Source organism: Duncaniella sp. B8, from assembly GCF_005304985.1.
GTDB classification, from domain to species: Bacteria; Bacteroidota; Bacteroidia; order Bacteroidales; family Muribaculaceae; genus Duncaniella; species Duncaniella muris.
The window spans coordinates 1,024,578-1,038,811 of record NZ_CP040121.1 but is presented as its reverse complement, the minus strand read 5'-3'; the positions used below and the strand labels follow the sequence as shown (position 1 = coordinate 1,038,811).

At 51.2% G+C, this 14,234-nt stretch carries 14 protein-coding genes; 11 read left to right on the top strand and 3 right to left on the bottom strand.

Going from position 1 to position 14,234, the window contains the following annotated elements; all coding sequences use genetic code 11:
- The first annotated feature begins 152 nt into the window (after window positions 1-152).
- The 11 genes from aspS to FDZ78_RS04685 all read left to right on the top strand — a co-directional run bounded on the left by aspS (window position 153) and on the right by FDZ78_RS04685 (window position 10,348).
- Window positions 153-1,913 carry an aspartate--tRNA ligase gene (aspS, locus tag FDZ78_RS04735; RefSeq protein ID WP_136408116.1) on the top strand — a complete coding sequence of 587 codons (1,761 nt, stop codon included), beginning with the start codon at window positions 153-155 and terminating at the stop codon, window positions 1,911-1,913.
- 12 nt (window positions 1,914-1,925) lie between these two features.
- On the top strand, window positions 1,926-2,729 hold the full coding sequence (locus tag FDZ78_RS04730) for a Nif3-like dinuclear metal center hexameric protein (protein ID WP_107032831.1): 804 nt from the start codon (window positions 1,926-1,928) through the stop codon (window positions 2,727-2,729).
- Between the two features lie 26 nt (window positions 2,730-2,755).
- Entirely contained in the window at window positions 2,756-3,529 is a 774-nt protein-coding gene (locus FDZ78_RS04725) for a zinc ribbon domain-containing protein (protein WP_107032832.1), read from the top strand.
- Window positions 3,530-3,586: 57 nt separating this feature from the next.
- Window positions 3,587-4,156 (top strand): peptidylprolyl isomerase, encoded by a 570-nt coding sequence (locus FDZ78_RS04720; protein ID WP_136408115.1) that lies wholly within the window; start codon window positions 3,587-3,589, stop codon window positions 4,154-4,156.
- Window positions 4,157-4,227: 71 nt separating this feature from the next.
- On the top strand, window positions 4,228-4,794 hold the full coding sequence (gene efp / locus FDZ78_RS04715; RefSeq protein WP_107032834.1) for an elongation factor P: 567 nt from the start codon (window positions 4,228-4,230) through the stop codon (window positions 4,792-4,794).
- A gap of 236 nt (window positions 4,795-5,030) precedes the next feature.
- Entirely contained in the window at window positions 5,031-6,227 is a 1,197-nt protein-coding gene (locus tag FDZ78_RS04710; RefSeq protein ID WP_136408114.1) for an FprA family A-type flavoprotein, read from the top strand.
- A 41-nt stretch (window positions 6,228-6,268) separates the two neighbouring features.
- Complete coding sequence (locus FDZ78_RS04705; protein WP_123398863.1) at window positions 6,269-6,862, top strand: uracil-DNA glycosylase family protein; 594 nt, start codon at window positions 6,269-6,271, stop codon at window positions 6,860-6,862.
- Window positions 6,863-6,981: 119 nt separating this feature from the next.
- Entirely contained in the window at window positions 6,982-7,620 is a 639-nt protein-coding gene (locus tag FDZ78_RS04700; protein ID WP_136409149.1) for a DedA family protein, read from the top strand.
- Window positions 7,621-7,780: 160 nt separating this feature from the next.
- A complete protein-coding gene (gene rpe / locus FDZ78_RS04695; RefSeq protein WP_136408113.1) occupies window positions 7,781-8,434 on the top strand; it encodes a ribulose-phosphate 3-epimerase in 654 nt (217 codons plus the stop codon).
- The gene (locus FDZ78_RS04690) at window positions 8,431-9,663 is read left to right on the top strand and encodes an S-adenosylmethionine:tRNA ribosyltransferase-isomerase (protein ID WP_136408112.1); all 1,233 of its coding nucleotides are present in this window, start codon (window positions 8,431-8,433) and stop codon (window positions 9,661-9,663) included. Before rpe ends, FDZ78_RS04690 begins: the two co-directional genes overlap by 4 nt.
- A 286-nt stretch (window positions 9,664-9,949) precedes the next feature.
- Complete coding sequence (locus FDZ78_RS04685; protein WP_136408111.1) at window positions 9,950-10,348, top strand: FKBP-type peptidyl-prolyl cis-trans isomerase; 399 nt, start codon at window positions 9,950-9,952, stop codon at window positions 10,346-10,348.
- 80 nt (window positions 10,349-10,428) lie between these two features.
- Here FDZ78_RS04685 and FDZ78_RS04680 read toward each other — a convergent pair whose 3' ends face one another.
- From FDZ78_RS04680 to FDZ78_RS04670, 3 genes are all read right to left on the bottom strand, one after another.
- Window positions 10,429-11,409 carry a hypothetical protein gene (locus FDZ78_RS04680; RefSeq protein ID WP_136408110.1) on the bottom strand — a complete coding sequence of 327 codons (981 nt, stop codon included), beginning with the start codon at window positions 11,407-11,409 and terminating at the stop codon, window positions 10,429-10,431.
- 207 nt (window positions 11,410-11,616) lie between these two features.
- Window positions 11,617-12,096: a hypothetical protein gene (locus tag FDZ78_RS04675; RefSeq protein ID WP_136408109.1), complete on the bottom strand. Its 480-nt coding sequence runs from the start codon at window positions 12,094-12,096 to the stop codon at window positions 11,617-11,619.
- 742 nt (window positions 12,097-12,838) lie between these two features.
- Window positions 12,839-14,161, bottom strand: a complete 1,323-nt coding sequence (locus FDZ78_RS04670; RefSeq protein WP_137426182.1) for a hypothetical protein — start codon at window positions 14,159-14,161, stop codon at window positions 12,839-12,841.
- Window positions 14,162-14,234: the final 73 nt, after the last annotated feature.

Here is a 14,234-nt window from a genome sequence, read left to right as displayed (position 1 = left end):
TGAAGTCCCTGCGCAGATTCTGAATTAATTTTTTTTGATTTTCTATCCGATTCTTTGTAATTTTGCACCTTTGAAGCTGATGGCTTGCATTTTGTGCATCGCATCAGTCCTCAAGTTTAACCGGAACAAATCAAAAACCATATCAGGTTCTTATGTATAGAACGAAAACATGCGGAGAACTCCGCCTTTGTGATGCCGGACAGGAGGTTACCCTCGCCGGCTGGGTGCAGCGCGCCCGAAAAATGGGTGGCATGACCTTTGTAGACGTGCGTGACCGCTACGGTATTACCCAGGTGGTGTTTAACGTGGAGAATGACGCGGCTCTCTGTGATGCCGCCAATAATCTCGGACGCGAATTCGTGGTGCAGATCACCGGCAAGGTGGCCGAGCGCACCAGCAAGAATCCCAATCTGCCCACCGGCGACATCGAGATCATTGCCTCGGATCTCAAAGTGCTTAACCGAAGCGACGTGCCTCCCTTCACAATCGAGGACGAAACCGACGGCGGCGACGATCTCCGTATGAAATACCGCTATCTCGACCTGCGCCGTAACTGCGTGCGTGCAAATCTCGAACTCCGCCACCGCATGGCCTTCGAGATCCGCCGCTATCTCGACTCGAAAGGTTTCCTTGAAGTCGAGACCCCGGTACTCATCAAGTCGACCCCTGAAGGCGCCCGCGACTTCGTGGTGCCCTCGCGCATGAATCCCGGCGAGTTCTATGCACTGCCCCAGTCTCCCCAGACCTTCAAACAGCTTCTGATGGTCAGCGGTTTCGACCGTTACTTCCAGATTGTGAAATGTTTCCGCGACGAAGACCTCCGCGCCGACCGTCAGCCGGAATTCACCCAGATTGACTGCGAAATGTCGTTTGTCAATCAGGAAGACGTGCTCCGGATGTTCGAAGGCCTCGTCAAACACATATTTAAATATGTAAAAGACATCGATTTCACAGAGCCCTTCCCCCGCATGACCTGGGCCGATGCCATGCGTCTCTACGGTTCCGACAAGCCCGACACCCGTTTCGGCATGGAATTCGTGGAGCTCAAGGATCTTACAGGCGGCAAGGGCTTCGCCGTGCTTGACGATGCCGAATATGTTGGAGCCATCGTGGCCCCCGGTTGCGCCGACTACACCCGCAAGCAGCTTGACCAGCTCACCGACTTCGTGAAGCGTCCGCAGATTGGGGCCAAGGGCATGATGTGGGTCAAGATCGAAGCCGACGGTTCGATCAAGTCGTCAGTATCCAAATTCTACAGCGAAGACGACCTCCGCACATGGGCCGACCGTGCCGGAGCCAAGGCCGGTGACCTCATGCTGATTCTTGTCGGACAGACAATGAAGACCCGCAAGCAACTCTGCGAACTGCGCCTCGAAATGGGCTCTCGCCTCGGTCTGCGCGATCCGCAGAACTTCTCTTGCCTTTGGGTGGTAGACTTCCCACTCTTTGAATGGGATGAGGAAACACAGCGTTACTACGCCATGCACCACCCCTTCACAGCCCCCAACCCAGATGACATCCATCTGCTCGACAGTGACACCGGCGCTGTGCGCGCCACTGCTTATGACATGGTGGTCAACGGCAACGAGCTTGGCGGCGGTTCCATTCGTATCCACGAAGCCGAACTCCAGGACAAGATGTTCCGTCTGCTTGGACTCTCCGAGGAAGACGCCCAGTATAAATTCGGCTTCCTGATGAATGCCTTCAAATACGGAGCGCCCCCTCACGGCGGTCTTGCATTCGGATTCGACCGCTTCGTCAGCATCCTTGCCGGCCTCGACTCGATCCGCGACGTCATCGCCTTCCCCAAGAACAACTCAGGCCGCGACATGATGATCGATGCACCCGCCGCGATCGACGATTCGCAGCTCGACGAACTTTGCATCCGTCTCGACCTCAAAGAAAAGGAATAAGCCACGTTGCCAATGACAGAGCCGAGTATCATTGAGATAATAGAGTGCATCGAAGCCTTTGCCCCGCGCTCGATTCAGGAAAAGTGGGACAACACCGGCTGGCAGCTCCGCCCTGCATCCGAACTTAACAGCTGTACAGGAGTCATGCTTTGTCTTGACGTGACTCCTGAGGTTGTTGATGAGGCTGTCAGTGAAGGCTGCAACCTGATAGTTTCCCACCATCCATTGTTGTTTCACGGTCTGAAACAAATTTCGCCTGACAGGCCTAACCAGCTTGCCCTGCTCAGAGCAATCACCCACGGGATATATATATACTCTTCCCATACGGCGCTTGACAACGCTCCGGAAGGAGTCTCCCATCAGTTGGGCAAGATGCTGGGACTGATGGATATTCAGGTCCTCTCTCCGCGTCAGACTGATCCCTCGACCGGGCTTGGAGTGATCGGTGACTTCCACTACGCCCTTTCGGAAGATGACTTTCTCAAGCGCGTCAAGGAGGTCTATCAAACAGAATCGCTTCGAGTGTCAGACTCTGGCAGATCTTGGCGGGGAGTGCAGAATGTGGCCTTGTGCAGCGGGTCGGGAGGCGAATTCATCCCCGATGCAATAGCCGCCGGAGCCGACGCCTACATCACCTCCGACACCCGTTATCACGACTTTGTCGATTTCGGACGCGACATCCTGATAGTCGATACCGGCCATTTCGAAAGCGAAATCTGCACTAAGTCAATTTTTTCGGCCATTGTTTCAGAAAAATTTCCTAACTTTGCAGTCCGGCAGTCACGTGCCGAGCACAACCCTGTGCGCTACGTCTGAAAAATAAAAAATCCACATATACCAATATGGCGATAGAGCAAAACAAAAACGACCAGACCCTTTCTGTTGAGCAGCGACTCCGCGCTCTTTACGAACTTCAGACCATCCTCTCGGAAATCGACCGCATCAAGACCATCCGCGGCGAGCTTCCCGAAGAAGTCCGTGACCTGGAGGACAACATCGAGGGTCTTCACACCCGTGTCGATAAATTCAAAGCCGAGATCGAAGACCTCCGTCTGAAATCGGCCAAGGAGAAAAACAACATCGAGCAGGCCCAGGCACAGATTGCCACCTACAAGCAGCAGCTCGATAACGTGCGCAACAATCGCGAGTTTGATTTGTTATCTAAAGAGATTGAATATCAGACCCTCGAAATCCAGCTCTCCGAAAAGCGCATCAACCAGTATGCCCGCGAGATCGACAACAAGAATGCCGACATTGCCGCCGCCGAGGAAACCCTCACCGACCGCAATCACATTCTCGCCGACAAGCGCCGTCAGCTTGAAGAGATCGTCTCCGAGACCAAGAAAGACGAAGAGCGTCTCCGTCTGCAGGCCAAGGAACTCGAACCCCAGATCGACGCCCGCACACTCACCGCATTCAAGCGCATCCGCAAGAACGCCCGCAACGGCCTCGGCGTGGTCTATATCCAGCGCAACGCCTGCGGCGGCTGCTTCAACCGCATCCCGCCGCAGAAGCAGATGGAAATCAAGATGCACAAGAAGATCATAGTCTGCGAATACTGCGGACGCATCATGATCGACCCCGATCTCGCCGGTGTGACCGAAGGTGAAGCCTGAGACCCGTCCAAGGCTCCTGTCTGACGTCCAAACCGACTCTAAACAAAACTGAAAATTATGGAAAAGATTCTCCCCGGCAAATATGTCGAAATAAGCTACGACCTCTTTGATGTTGCCCCTGACGGAACTGAAAACCTCGTCCACAGTGTCACTGAAGATGAACCCGAACGCTTCATATTCGGTGTGACCCAAGGCATGATCCTTCCCCTCGAACGCGCTCTCGACGGCCTTGAGCAGGGCAGGGAGTTTGATGTCCCCGTCAACGCCGGCAAGGGTTTCCCCTATAACCCCGACGACGTGGCCGAGCTCAGCAAGAGCATCTTCATGGTCGACGGAAAGTTTGACGCCGAAACCATCCGCGAGGGCGCATACATCCCCATGATGACAGCTGACGGCTACCGCATCACCGGAAAGGTGAAAAAGGTGACTGCCGACCATGTTGTCATGGACTTCAACCATCCCCTCGTAGGCAAGGATCTCCGCTTCAAGGGCAAAGTGGTCACCGTGCGTGACGCTACCCCTGAAGAACTCCACCCTTCATGCGGAGGCGGATGCTGCGGAGGTTGTGGCGACAATGGCTGCGGAGGCGACGACTCCTCATGCGGCTGTGACGGCTGCGGCAACTGATCCGTCTTGACGCCGGGCCGCACACCAACCCCAATCAATTGCTTAATAATCTCAACACATTACCACAATTCATGGCAACAACTGCTGATTTTAAAAACGGTATGTGCCTCGACATCGACGGCAACTACTTTTTCATCGTTGAATTCCTTCATGTAAAGCCCGGCAAAGGTCCGGCTTTCGTCCGCACAAAACTCAAAAACGTAAAGACCGGCCGTGTCCTCGACAAGACCTGGAACTCAGGCGTAAAGGTCAACGAAGTGCGTATCGAACGCCGCCCCTACCAGTATCTCTACAAGGATGACATGGGCTACAACTTCATGCACACTGAAACTTTCGAGCAGGTAGCCCTCCCCGGCGAAAGCATCGACGGCGTTCAGTTCCTCAAGGAAGGTGACATCTGCGAAGCTATGGTTCACGCCGCTTCAGAGACTATCCTCACTTGCGAAATGCCCACCAGCGTAGTTCTCGAAATCACCTACACCGAACCCGGCATCAAGGGCGACACCGCCACCAACACACTCAAGCCCGCTACTCTCGAAACCGGTGCTGAGATCCGTGTGCCCCTCTTCTGCAACATCGGTGACAAGGTGCGCGTAGATACCCGCGACGGTTCATACGTTGAACGCATCAAGGAATAATCAGACTGACAGCTGCATCCGGACCTTAGATGGCCGGAATCCATAATGTCAAATAACAATGACGAGCCGGGGGAATTTTTTCTTCCTGGCTCGTCAGATGTTTTTGGGCAACTCTGCCCGGAGGTGTCATTGCGCACACACGGGCTACAATATATACACATATACACACTCGCAACAATCTCTTACCTCCTCCTCCCGAAACCCTTTATCAGAATCAAGAAACAGTACAATAGGTTATGAATATCAAAGAAATCTGTGATGGAATATACTATGTCGGAGTCAATGACCGCACTACCCACCGCTTTGAAGCCCTGTGGCCGTTGCCTGACGGTGTCAGCTACAATTCATATATAGTGAAAGGCAGCGCGAAAACGGCGCTGATCGACGGCGTGGAACTGAGTGCCTGCGACCGTCTGCGTGAAAATCTCATCGCAACCATCGGCGATGTCGCTCCTGACTATCTGGTGATAAACCATATGGAGCCTGACCATTCCGGCTCGGTCAGAGTGCTCCGCGGCATGTTTCCTGACATGACAATTGTCGGCAACGCCAAGACTCTCGAAATGGTCAGAGGCTTCTATGGCATAGCTGACAATGTGATGAGGATAGCTGACGGTGACTGCATCGACCTCGGCGGCCTGAGTCTGAAATTCGTCATCACCCCGATGGTCCACTGGCCGGAGACAATGATGACATACGTAGCGGAGAGGAAAGCGCTTTTCACCGGCGATGCCTTCGGTTGTTTCGGCGCTCTCTGCGGAGCGGTGACAGACTCCGACATGAACACCGAGCCTTATTTCCCGGAGATGTACCGCTACTATTCCAATATAGTTGGCAAATACGGCATGTTTGTAGGTAAGGCTCTTCAGAAAGTGGCTAACCTTGAGATGGATTTCATCTGCCCGACCCACGGACCGGTGTGGCACGAACAGATCGACCGTGTGGTCTCGATCTATGACCGTCTGAGCCGTTATGAAGCTGAGGATGGCGTGACGATAGTCTATGGCTCGATGTATGGCAACACCGAGGATATGGCTGAGGCGATAGCCTCGCGGCTTGCCGAAAGAGGCATCAGGAACATACGGATGCACAATGCCTCGGTCTCGCATCTGTCATACATTCTGAGCGACATTTTCCGTTACAAGGGACTGATTGTCGGCGCTCCTACCTATTCCAATACGCTTTTCCCGCCGGTGGAGGCTGTGATGAACGCAGTGAAGACCCGCGAGCTGAAAAACCGTGTCATAGGCACCTTCGGATCATTCACCTGGGCTCCGCAGGCTGTCAAGCGCATCAACCAGCTGATGGACGAAAGCAAACTTTACTGCGACGAAGTTGTTTCAGTTGAAGCGAAGCAGGCTCCCGGAGCCGATGCGATAGCCGAGTGCCGCCGGCTGGCCGACTCGGTAGCCGACCGCATTCTCCGGAGCTGAATCAGTATATTTGACCATATTATAAAGCTGACAGACTGAAGATGAAGACAAGCGACAACCGGATAGAGCGACATCCTTTTCCGCCGTTCATACCCACTGACGCGAAGGTGCTGATCATGGGCACTTTCCCTCCCAAGCCGCTGCGCTGGTCAATGGAGTTTTATTACCCGAACAAGACCAATGACTTCTGGCGTGTGATGGGAATAATCTTCTATGACGACGTGGACCATTTCCGTCTGCCCGACGGCGCTTTCGACGAGGCTCTCATACGCGCTTTCCTTGAAGAGAAGGGCATAGCGCTCCATGACACCGCGGCTGCTGTGATCCGACTGAAAGACAACGCCTCCGACAAGTTTCTTGAAATCATCGAGCCGGTCTGCCTCGAAGCCTTGCTTGAGCGAATGCCCGGCTGCCGTTTCCTTGCCACCACCGGCGAGAAAGCTGCCGGAGTGCTTGCGGGGCTGACCTCTACAGCAGTCCCGAAGATAGGAGAGTGGACATCGGCCGTGTGGCCGGCAGACGGACGAGTGCTTCAGATGACCCGTATGCCGTCGACCTCGCGGGCCTATCCGCTGGCTGTAGACCGTAAAGCCGATGCCTACAGAGAGTTTTTCCGCAAGGCCGGACTTGTCTGAGACAATCTTCCCTCCTGTCAGTCTCCATCCAGATAATCGAATTTTTTAATTTTAGAGAAGTATTTAATCACATGTTAGATCTCATTCCGCTTCTGGCACTGTTTGACCCGGCCGGCATTATGGCCGACTTTTTCCGTGCCGACCCAATGACAGTCTACCTGCTTGTCCTTGGCTTCATGGTCATCGAAAGTTCCTTCATTCCCTTCCCTTCGGAAGTGATAGTCCCGCCTGCGGCCTATCTGGCCTGCACCAAGGGGGATGTCAACATAATAGCCGTTGTCGGCCTTGCGACAGTAGGGGCTATCATCGGCGCGCTGATCAACTACTATCTGTCAGTCTGGATAGGCCGTCCGATAGTCTATCGTTTCGCCAACAGCCGCATAGGCCATGCCTGTCTGATCGATGAGGCCAAAGTGCGTCATGCAGAAGAGTATTTTGACCGCCACGGATCCGCATCGACCTTCATCGGCCGTCTGATTCCGGCTGTGCGCCAGCTCATTTCCATTCCTGCCGGACTTGCGCGCATGAATGTGGGCAAGTTTGTGCTTTTCACCGGACTGGGCGCTCTGACCTGGAACGTGGTTCTCGGAGCTCTCGGCTACTGGCTGGGCAAGATGGTGCCTCAGGAGCAGCTTTATGCGAAGGTAGAGGAGTATAACGACTATCTGACTTACGTGGGGCTTGCCATCGGAGTGGTCTGCGTGGGAGTCATTCTCTGGAATGCTTTCAAGCCGCGCCAAAAGAGAGCCGGAGTCTGAGCGCTTCGCCGCCGTCTCTCGCTCAGGAATGACTGGGATGACCCCCGTGCCGTCAACTTTTAGAGCCGAACCGACCCGAATTGAAAAATAAATGCGTACTTTTGTGGTGTCGTCCGTCAGCAGCGGGCGGCACCGCATTATTTTTTATTATATCACAGTCATGATTCAAGTCGCCCCCTCGTTGCTCGCAGCTGATTTCGCCCGTCTGGGCGAGGAAGTAAGCATGGTCAACAAAAGCCGTGCGTCACTCATTCACATTGATGTGATGGACGGGATGTTTGTTCCCAACATCACCATCGGTTTCCCGGTGATCAAAGCCATCAGCCGTATTGCCGAAAAGCCTCTGGATGTCCATATGATGGTCTGCGATCCGGGCCGTTATGTAGATCAGGTCCGTGAGGCCGGAGCGGAGATAATGAATGTCCACTGGGAGGCATGTACCCATCTCGACAGCGTAATCCGCTCAATCCGCTCGGCCGGAATGAAAGCGGCCGTGACGCTCAATCCGGCCACTCCGGTGATGCTGCTGCGCGACGTGATCCGCGATCTCGACATGGTGCTTCTCATGAGCGTCAACCCCGGCTTCGGCGGTCAGAACTTCATCCCTAACACAGTCCGCAAAGTCCGTGAGCTGCGCTCGCTTATAGCCGAAAGCGGTTCGGAAGCCGTGATCGAGATTGACGGAGGAGTGAATCTTGAAACCGCGCCCGCGCTTATCGAAGCCGGTGCCGACATTCTTGTGGCCGGAAGCTATGTGTTCAGGGCTTCCGATCCGTTCAAAGCCATTTCAGACCTTATTGACCTCAGCGAATGAATATCCGCGACATCCGAATAGAGAATTTCGACTATCCTCTGCCTGACGAACGCATTGCCAGGCATCCTCTCGCTCAGCGCGACCGCTGCCTGCTGCTCTTCAAAGACAGCGACGGAGCTCTCAGCACCCGCAGTTTCCACGAACTGCCCGGTCTGCTCCCGGCAGGCTCGATGCTTGTCTACAACAACACCCGTGTCATCAACGCGCGCCTGCGTTTCCGCAAGGGCGAGGCTGCCGACGGAGCTCTGATCGAGATCTTCTGTCTCGAACCTGTAGAGCCGGCTGACTATGCCTGTAATTTCGCCTCTGTTTCGGGCTGCTCATGGACCTGCTTCGTAGGCAACTCCAAGCGCTGGAAAAGCGGCGAACTGCTGATGCCGCTGAGCATCGACGGACATGATTTCACTCTGCGCGCCACCCGTGTGAGCCGTGAGGGCAACACTTCGGTGGTCCGTTTCGACTGGGACGACCGGGAGATTACCTTCAGCCGCATAATCTCGGCAGTGGGCGAGATCCCGATTCCGCCCTATCTCAACCGCGGAACGGAGGAGAGTGATTCCACGGACTATCAGACCGTATTCTCTCACATCGACGGATCAGTGGCCGCTCCGACCGCCGGACTGCACTTCACGCCTGAGGTGCTTGAGGCGATAGACGCCGTGGGGATAGCGAGGCGCGAACTGACGCTCCATGTGGGCGCCGGAACTTTCCAGCCGGTGAAGTCAGATACCATCGGCGAGCACGACATGCACAGCGAGTTCATAGCCGTGGACCGCAGTCTGATCGGCGAACTCGCCGCGACTGAGCGCCGGATCATAGCCGTAGGCACCACTTCGGTTCGCACTCTGGAGAGTCTCTACCATCTCGGCTGCCGTCTGGCTGCCGGACTGCCGGCCGATGTGCTGCCGCAGTGGTATCCATATGACCCCTCGCATCCTGATCTTCCGGTAGCCGAAGCCATGAAGGCGATTCTCTCGCATCTTGACACTACGGGTGAGAATAGGTTTGTGGCTTCGACCCGTCTGATGATAGCTCCGGGCTATCGCTATCGGGTGGTGAAGGGGATGGTCACGAATTTCCATCAGCCGAAGTCTACGCTTCTGCTGCTTGTTTCGGCTTTTCTGGCTTCTGATCCGGCCAATCCGGACTGGCGCGCAATCTATGACTACGCTTTGGCTGACAGCCGTTACCGCTTTCTGTCATACGGCGACGCCTGCCTCTTTCTTTAGGCGGGTGGTTTTGCATTGAGTGTGTGGAAGTTAGAGGATTTTGATGTGCGGGTTTCAGAGGGTTTTGTTCTTGGTTCTTTCCGGGAGTGTTCTTTCCTTTTGCATTGACGGCAAGGCATCTTGGGAGTGGAGGAGTATGCAGGCGGTGGAGTGAAAAAGCTGCATTGCTGTCAACACAATGCAAAGATAAGGCCCGATACACGCCGAAAAGGTGCGATAATGCGGAGAGATCCACAATTTATGCGTAACTTTGCCGTCCTGACATTCAAAAAACGCAATAACCGCTATGGCAAAGCAGGAATATATCGACAAAAACAAAGAATGGCTTCGGGCCAAGGCCCAGGAGCCCGGAGTGAAACCGCTTGACAAGGGTATTTTCTATAAGGTGATCTCAAAAGGCCGCTCTGATGCGCCGAAGCCCAACCGCAACAGTGTGGTTGTGGTCCACTACACCGGCACCACCATCAACGGCAAGAAATTTGACAGCTCGCGTGGCGGCACGGCTCCGGCCATGCGTCTGCGGGATCTCATCCAGGGCTGGATCATAGCCCTGCAGCAGATGCGGGTAGGCGATCGCTGGGAGATATATCTGCCTGCCGAAATGGGCTATGGCCGCTTCTCACAGCCCGGCATTCCCGGCGGATCGACCCTCATTTTTGACATCGAACTTCTCGGTGTAGGCTGACAGAAAATCAATTAAGAGGATGTTTCATTAATGTTATGAAACACCCTCTTATATTGACGCCTCATGTCGGAATTGCATGGTTAGAATGTGCGTTTGGAAATCTCTTTCAGTATGTCGCGGTCTGAGAGATAGGCGCCGTTGGCATCGGAGTTGCCGATGGTTTTGGAAATGCGCCAATAGGCGATGGCGAGGCGGGCCTTGTTTTCCGTAATGGCAGTCTGAATCAGTTCGTATTCATCCGGCGAAAATACCGCACGCAGTGTTTGGGGACGGAATACTTCGAAAGATTTGCCTGAAAGAAAGTCGGAGGTGATTTGATCGCCTGCCTTATAGCTGTCGGCCAACAGTTTGGTCAGTCTGGCTTCCTGTGCGGGAGTGACGATGACTGCCTTTTTCAGCAGTTCGATGAACAGTGATATGGTTTCTTCCGCCTGACGGTTGCAGACAGCATTGAAGCGATAGTCGTGTTTAAGAAAGTCGATGGCCGCGCGGTCGCTGTCGAATCCGTAGAGTCCGCTACCGGGGCTGAAAAACGCATTGCCGAAGTGTTCGAGATATAGGCTTGTGAAATTTGCAACCGAGCCGAATTCGCTGACAATGAAGTCTGAAAGACTGTCAAATGTCCGGTCTGTACTCATGTAGCGGGTCTGTCCGCCGTCACGGTAGCCGATATAACGGATGTCCCGTGGTATGAATTCAAAGCGTATGTCGGGGCATGGATTGAAAATGAACACACTGTCGACCGTGTTGAGAATTTCAGTCTGAGAGTCAGACAGCGGCAGGCTCTTACTCATTTTTGACAGCTTGAACCGGCCTTTTTCCGAATAATCGTTGAGCCAGTAGAGTTCAGTGCCATTCTTCTGATCGGTCGTCAAGAAAAAACAATTCCTGTCATCTCCTGATCCGAAAGCTTTGCCGATGGCCGATTCAAAGCAGATGGGAGAATAATCCACCACGGGAATAATCTTTGCCGATGCGCGTATTTTCGCCACACTGACATCCTGCGACATGGCCCAAAGACTGCTCAGGGCCACTACACAGATGGAGAGAACTGATTTCATAATATAACTTATTTGAGTTGTGAGCAATGCAAATATAGGAATTAGTAGGCGGATTTGCAATAGTTTGTTGAAATTGATCAGAAAAGAGCGCAGCATTAGTTCATATCCGATTTTGAAAGTATGAGAAATTGACATATGCAATATTAGCTTATTCGGAGTCTAAGGATTATAAACAAATGCTGCACTCTTGAATTTTATGTTCTAAGTTTATTGTTTGGGAGTGATTATTCTCGGATCATAGACATTTTTGAAATAAACATAATGATCACCAGGATCTACAGGATCATAATATTTAAATTGTGATTTATAGGTATTGACTTCTATCAATACAACGGCGTGTGTAACATTGAAAACGCCATCCGGTTTAATTCGACAGCATGCTATTCGGTTGTTATACTTGATTTGTGATATTAAATCGTTCTGGCCAAGAGGGAGAGTTGCATTAAACCAATGGTTTAGACCATTATGCCAGTCTTCAGTGTTTAAGCTTATGCCTAAGATTGAGCCAGACTCACTCCTAATAATTTTGTCATCGAAGTAGTTGATAATGTCTTCACGGAAAATTTTCATTCCTAACTTTGAACCACAGTATTGGATCGCTCCGATCACGCATTCTCCATTCCCAACAGTAGAGATTTCTGAACGGGAATCAGAAAGAGATCTAATAGGGGCGTCTTCAAGAGGCATTTGCCATTGTGGTTCGTCCAACTCGTTTTGGCAACTTGTCACGCTTAATGAAAAAAATGGTAAAAATGGTAAGCGTTTTTAATAAAGATGTAATTTTCATAAGACGATGAATTTAATTGATAAAAAATAGAGTCCCTTCAAATATTTGGTTCTGGTCAGTCTGACATATGATTGTGTATTCTCCTAAAAGGCTGGGGATTTCGGTTTCCGGATTTGTACGCGATATAGTGCCGATCCATACAGGTCCGGTTTCATCGTTCAACGAAACGTCCATATAAGTAGCATCATCCGGAAATGACAGGCTTATATGACCTATGGAATATTGACATACCAAATAGATCTTGGCGGGAGATTTCGGGCGATGGGTTGGAGTGTTACGAGGAAGGATAGTCGTAATTGATTTTTCATTATTTGATAATTTTTGCTCTCCATGAATAGTTGACGAGCAAAGGAACAATAATGAAATTGTAATGAAGAGATGGGTGAATTTAGACATAATTTTTTAGTTTTTGACATTACAAAATTAGATAGATTAATGTCTAAAAACTAAAAATAGTGGATTTTGTATTAGGCGGAGACTCGTAGTATGTAGTTGATTTACAGGTGTGTATATTGATGCCTGATGCTAAAATTAGGCGTGTGTAAATGATGTTATGCTAAAACACTATTAATCAGTGTATTATGAAGTAGATAAAACTAAAGTACTGAATTTGAGAATGACAGATTGTTGTTATATAAGTGATTAGGATATGGCTTTCAGGTATATTTCTTTATTGGGGCTTGCTGAAAGGCGAAATTTTGCTTTCAGGCGCTTGCGGCGGTCGTAGATCGCTGTGATTTTTGCTTCTCCGAGAAATATGGCAATTGCTGAGTTGGAGAAGCCTAAAACAGAGAACATGAAAAGTCGGAAATCGGGATCTTTTAGATCAGGAAACTCGTTGCGGAGCTTAATCAAAATATTGTTGTGATGTCTGTTGACCAAAGTTTCAAGTTCGCTGAGTTTTTTGCTGTCTGAAGAATATTGATCAATTAAAGATGTAATTTCTTCTGAGATCCGTTTTTTAGCTACTCTTGAAGGAGCCTCATATAGAGTGCGGCAAAGATTGTCAATCACAGTGAAGCGTTCAGCGAGAAGAGACTGAATGGTAGCCTGTGACTTGGCATCTTTTGCAAGCAGCTCACTGAGATTGCGCGCAATCTCCACATTATTATTGATTATTTCTAATTTGCGTTTACGATAGCGGATCAGATATATCGCAGCAATAGTGAGCAATAAGACTGTAATAATGATTATGCTGATTGCAATGGCTTTGGTCGATTTCAGCCGGGCTTCATTGAGATTTCGTTCTGAAACATAAAACTCTCTCATTGAGGTTCCGAGCGACTGTGACATGACGGACCGAAGGATGCTGTCAGTAAAATGGTTCAGATCCTCAAGTACAATTATGGCTTCTGATGTAGACCCTGAGGCTTTGCAGATTTTGTATTGCAGCCAAGCGTTCATCCCGTGTCCGGCTGTGCTGAATCTTTCCGAAAGTTCGGACGCTTTGGCTATATCTCCGATATGAACATTTGCAAGCCCATAATATATAGAGTCCCTGCCAGTAGCGAGATTAGATTCACAGACTTCAGCTAAATATGGAATGGCTTTGCTGTAATCGCCTGAATTTATATGTGTCACACCAATGGATCGGATGGCTTCTATATAAAGTGTAGTATCATTATATTTTGTCGCCGAGTCGATCAGTTGCTTACTTAAGGCAATAGCATCTTCATTTTTTTCAGCCGCTGCATAGGTCTTTGCCAGGTCGAGGATCGCATAGTTGATATGAGGCTGGCGGTGGGAGAGGCGGAAGTTTTCGAGTTCGATTTCGGAGAATTCGATTTCCTCGGCAGTATGATAGTTTTCGTGATAGATGTCGGCGATCATGCGGGCCGACATGGCTATCCAGAATTTGTCGTCAAGCCGGACAGCGAGATCATAAGCCTTGAAAAGCGCCGTGAGGCTTCGGGCATAGGCCTTGCGGTTGAAATTCAGTTCTCCGAAATAGTGGAGGGCAAGCATGAGATGATGGCTGTCGTCGGTCGACTCGAAATAGCTGACGGCGGTTGAGATCAGCGAGTCGTTTGTCTCGGTT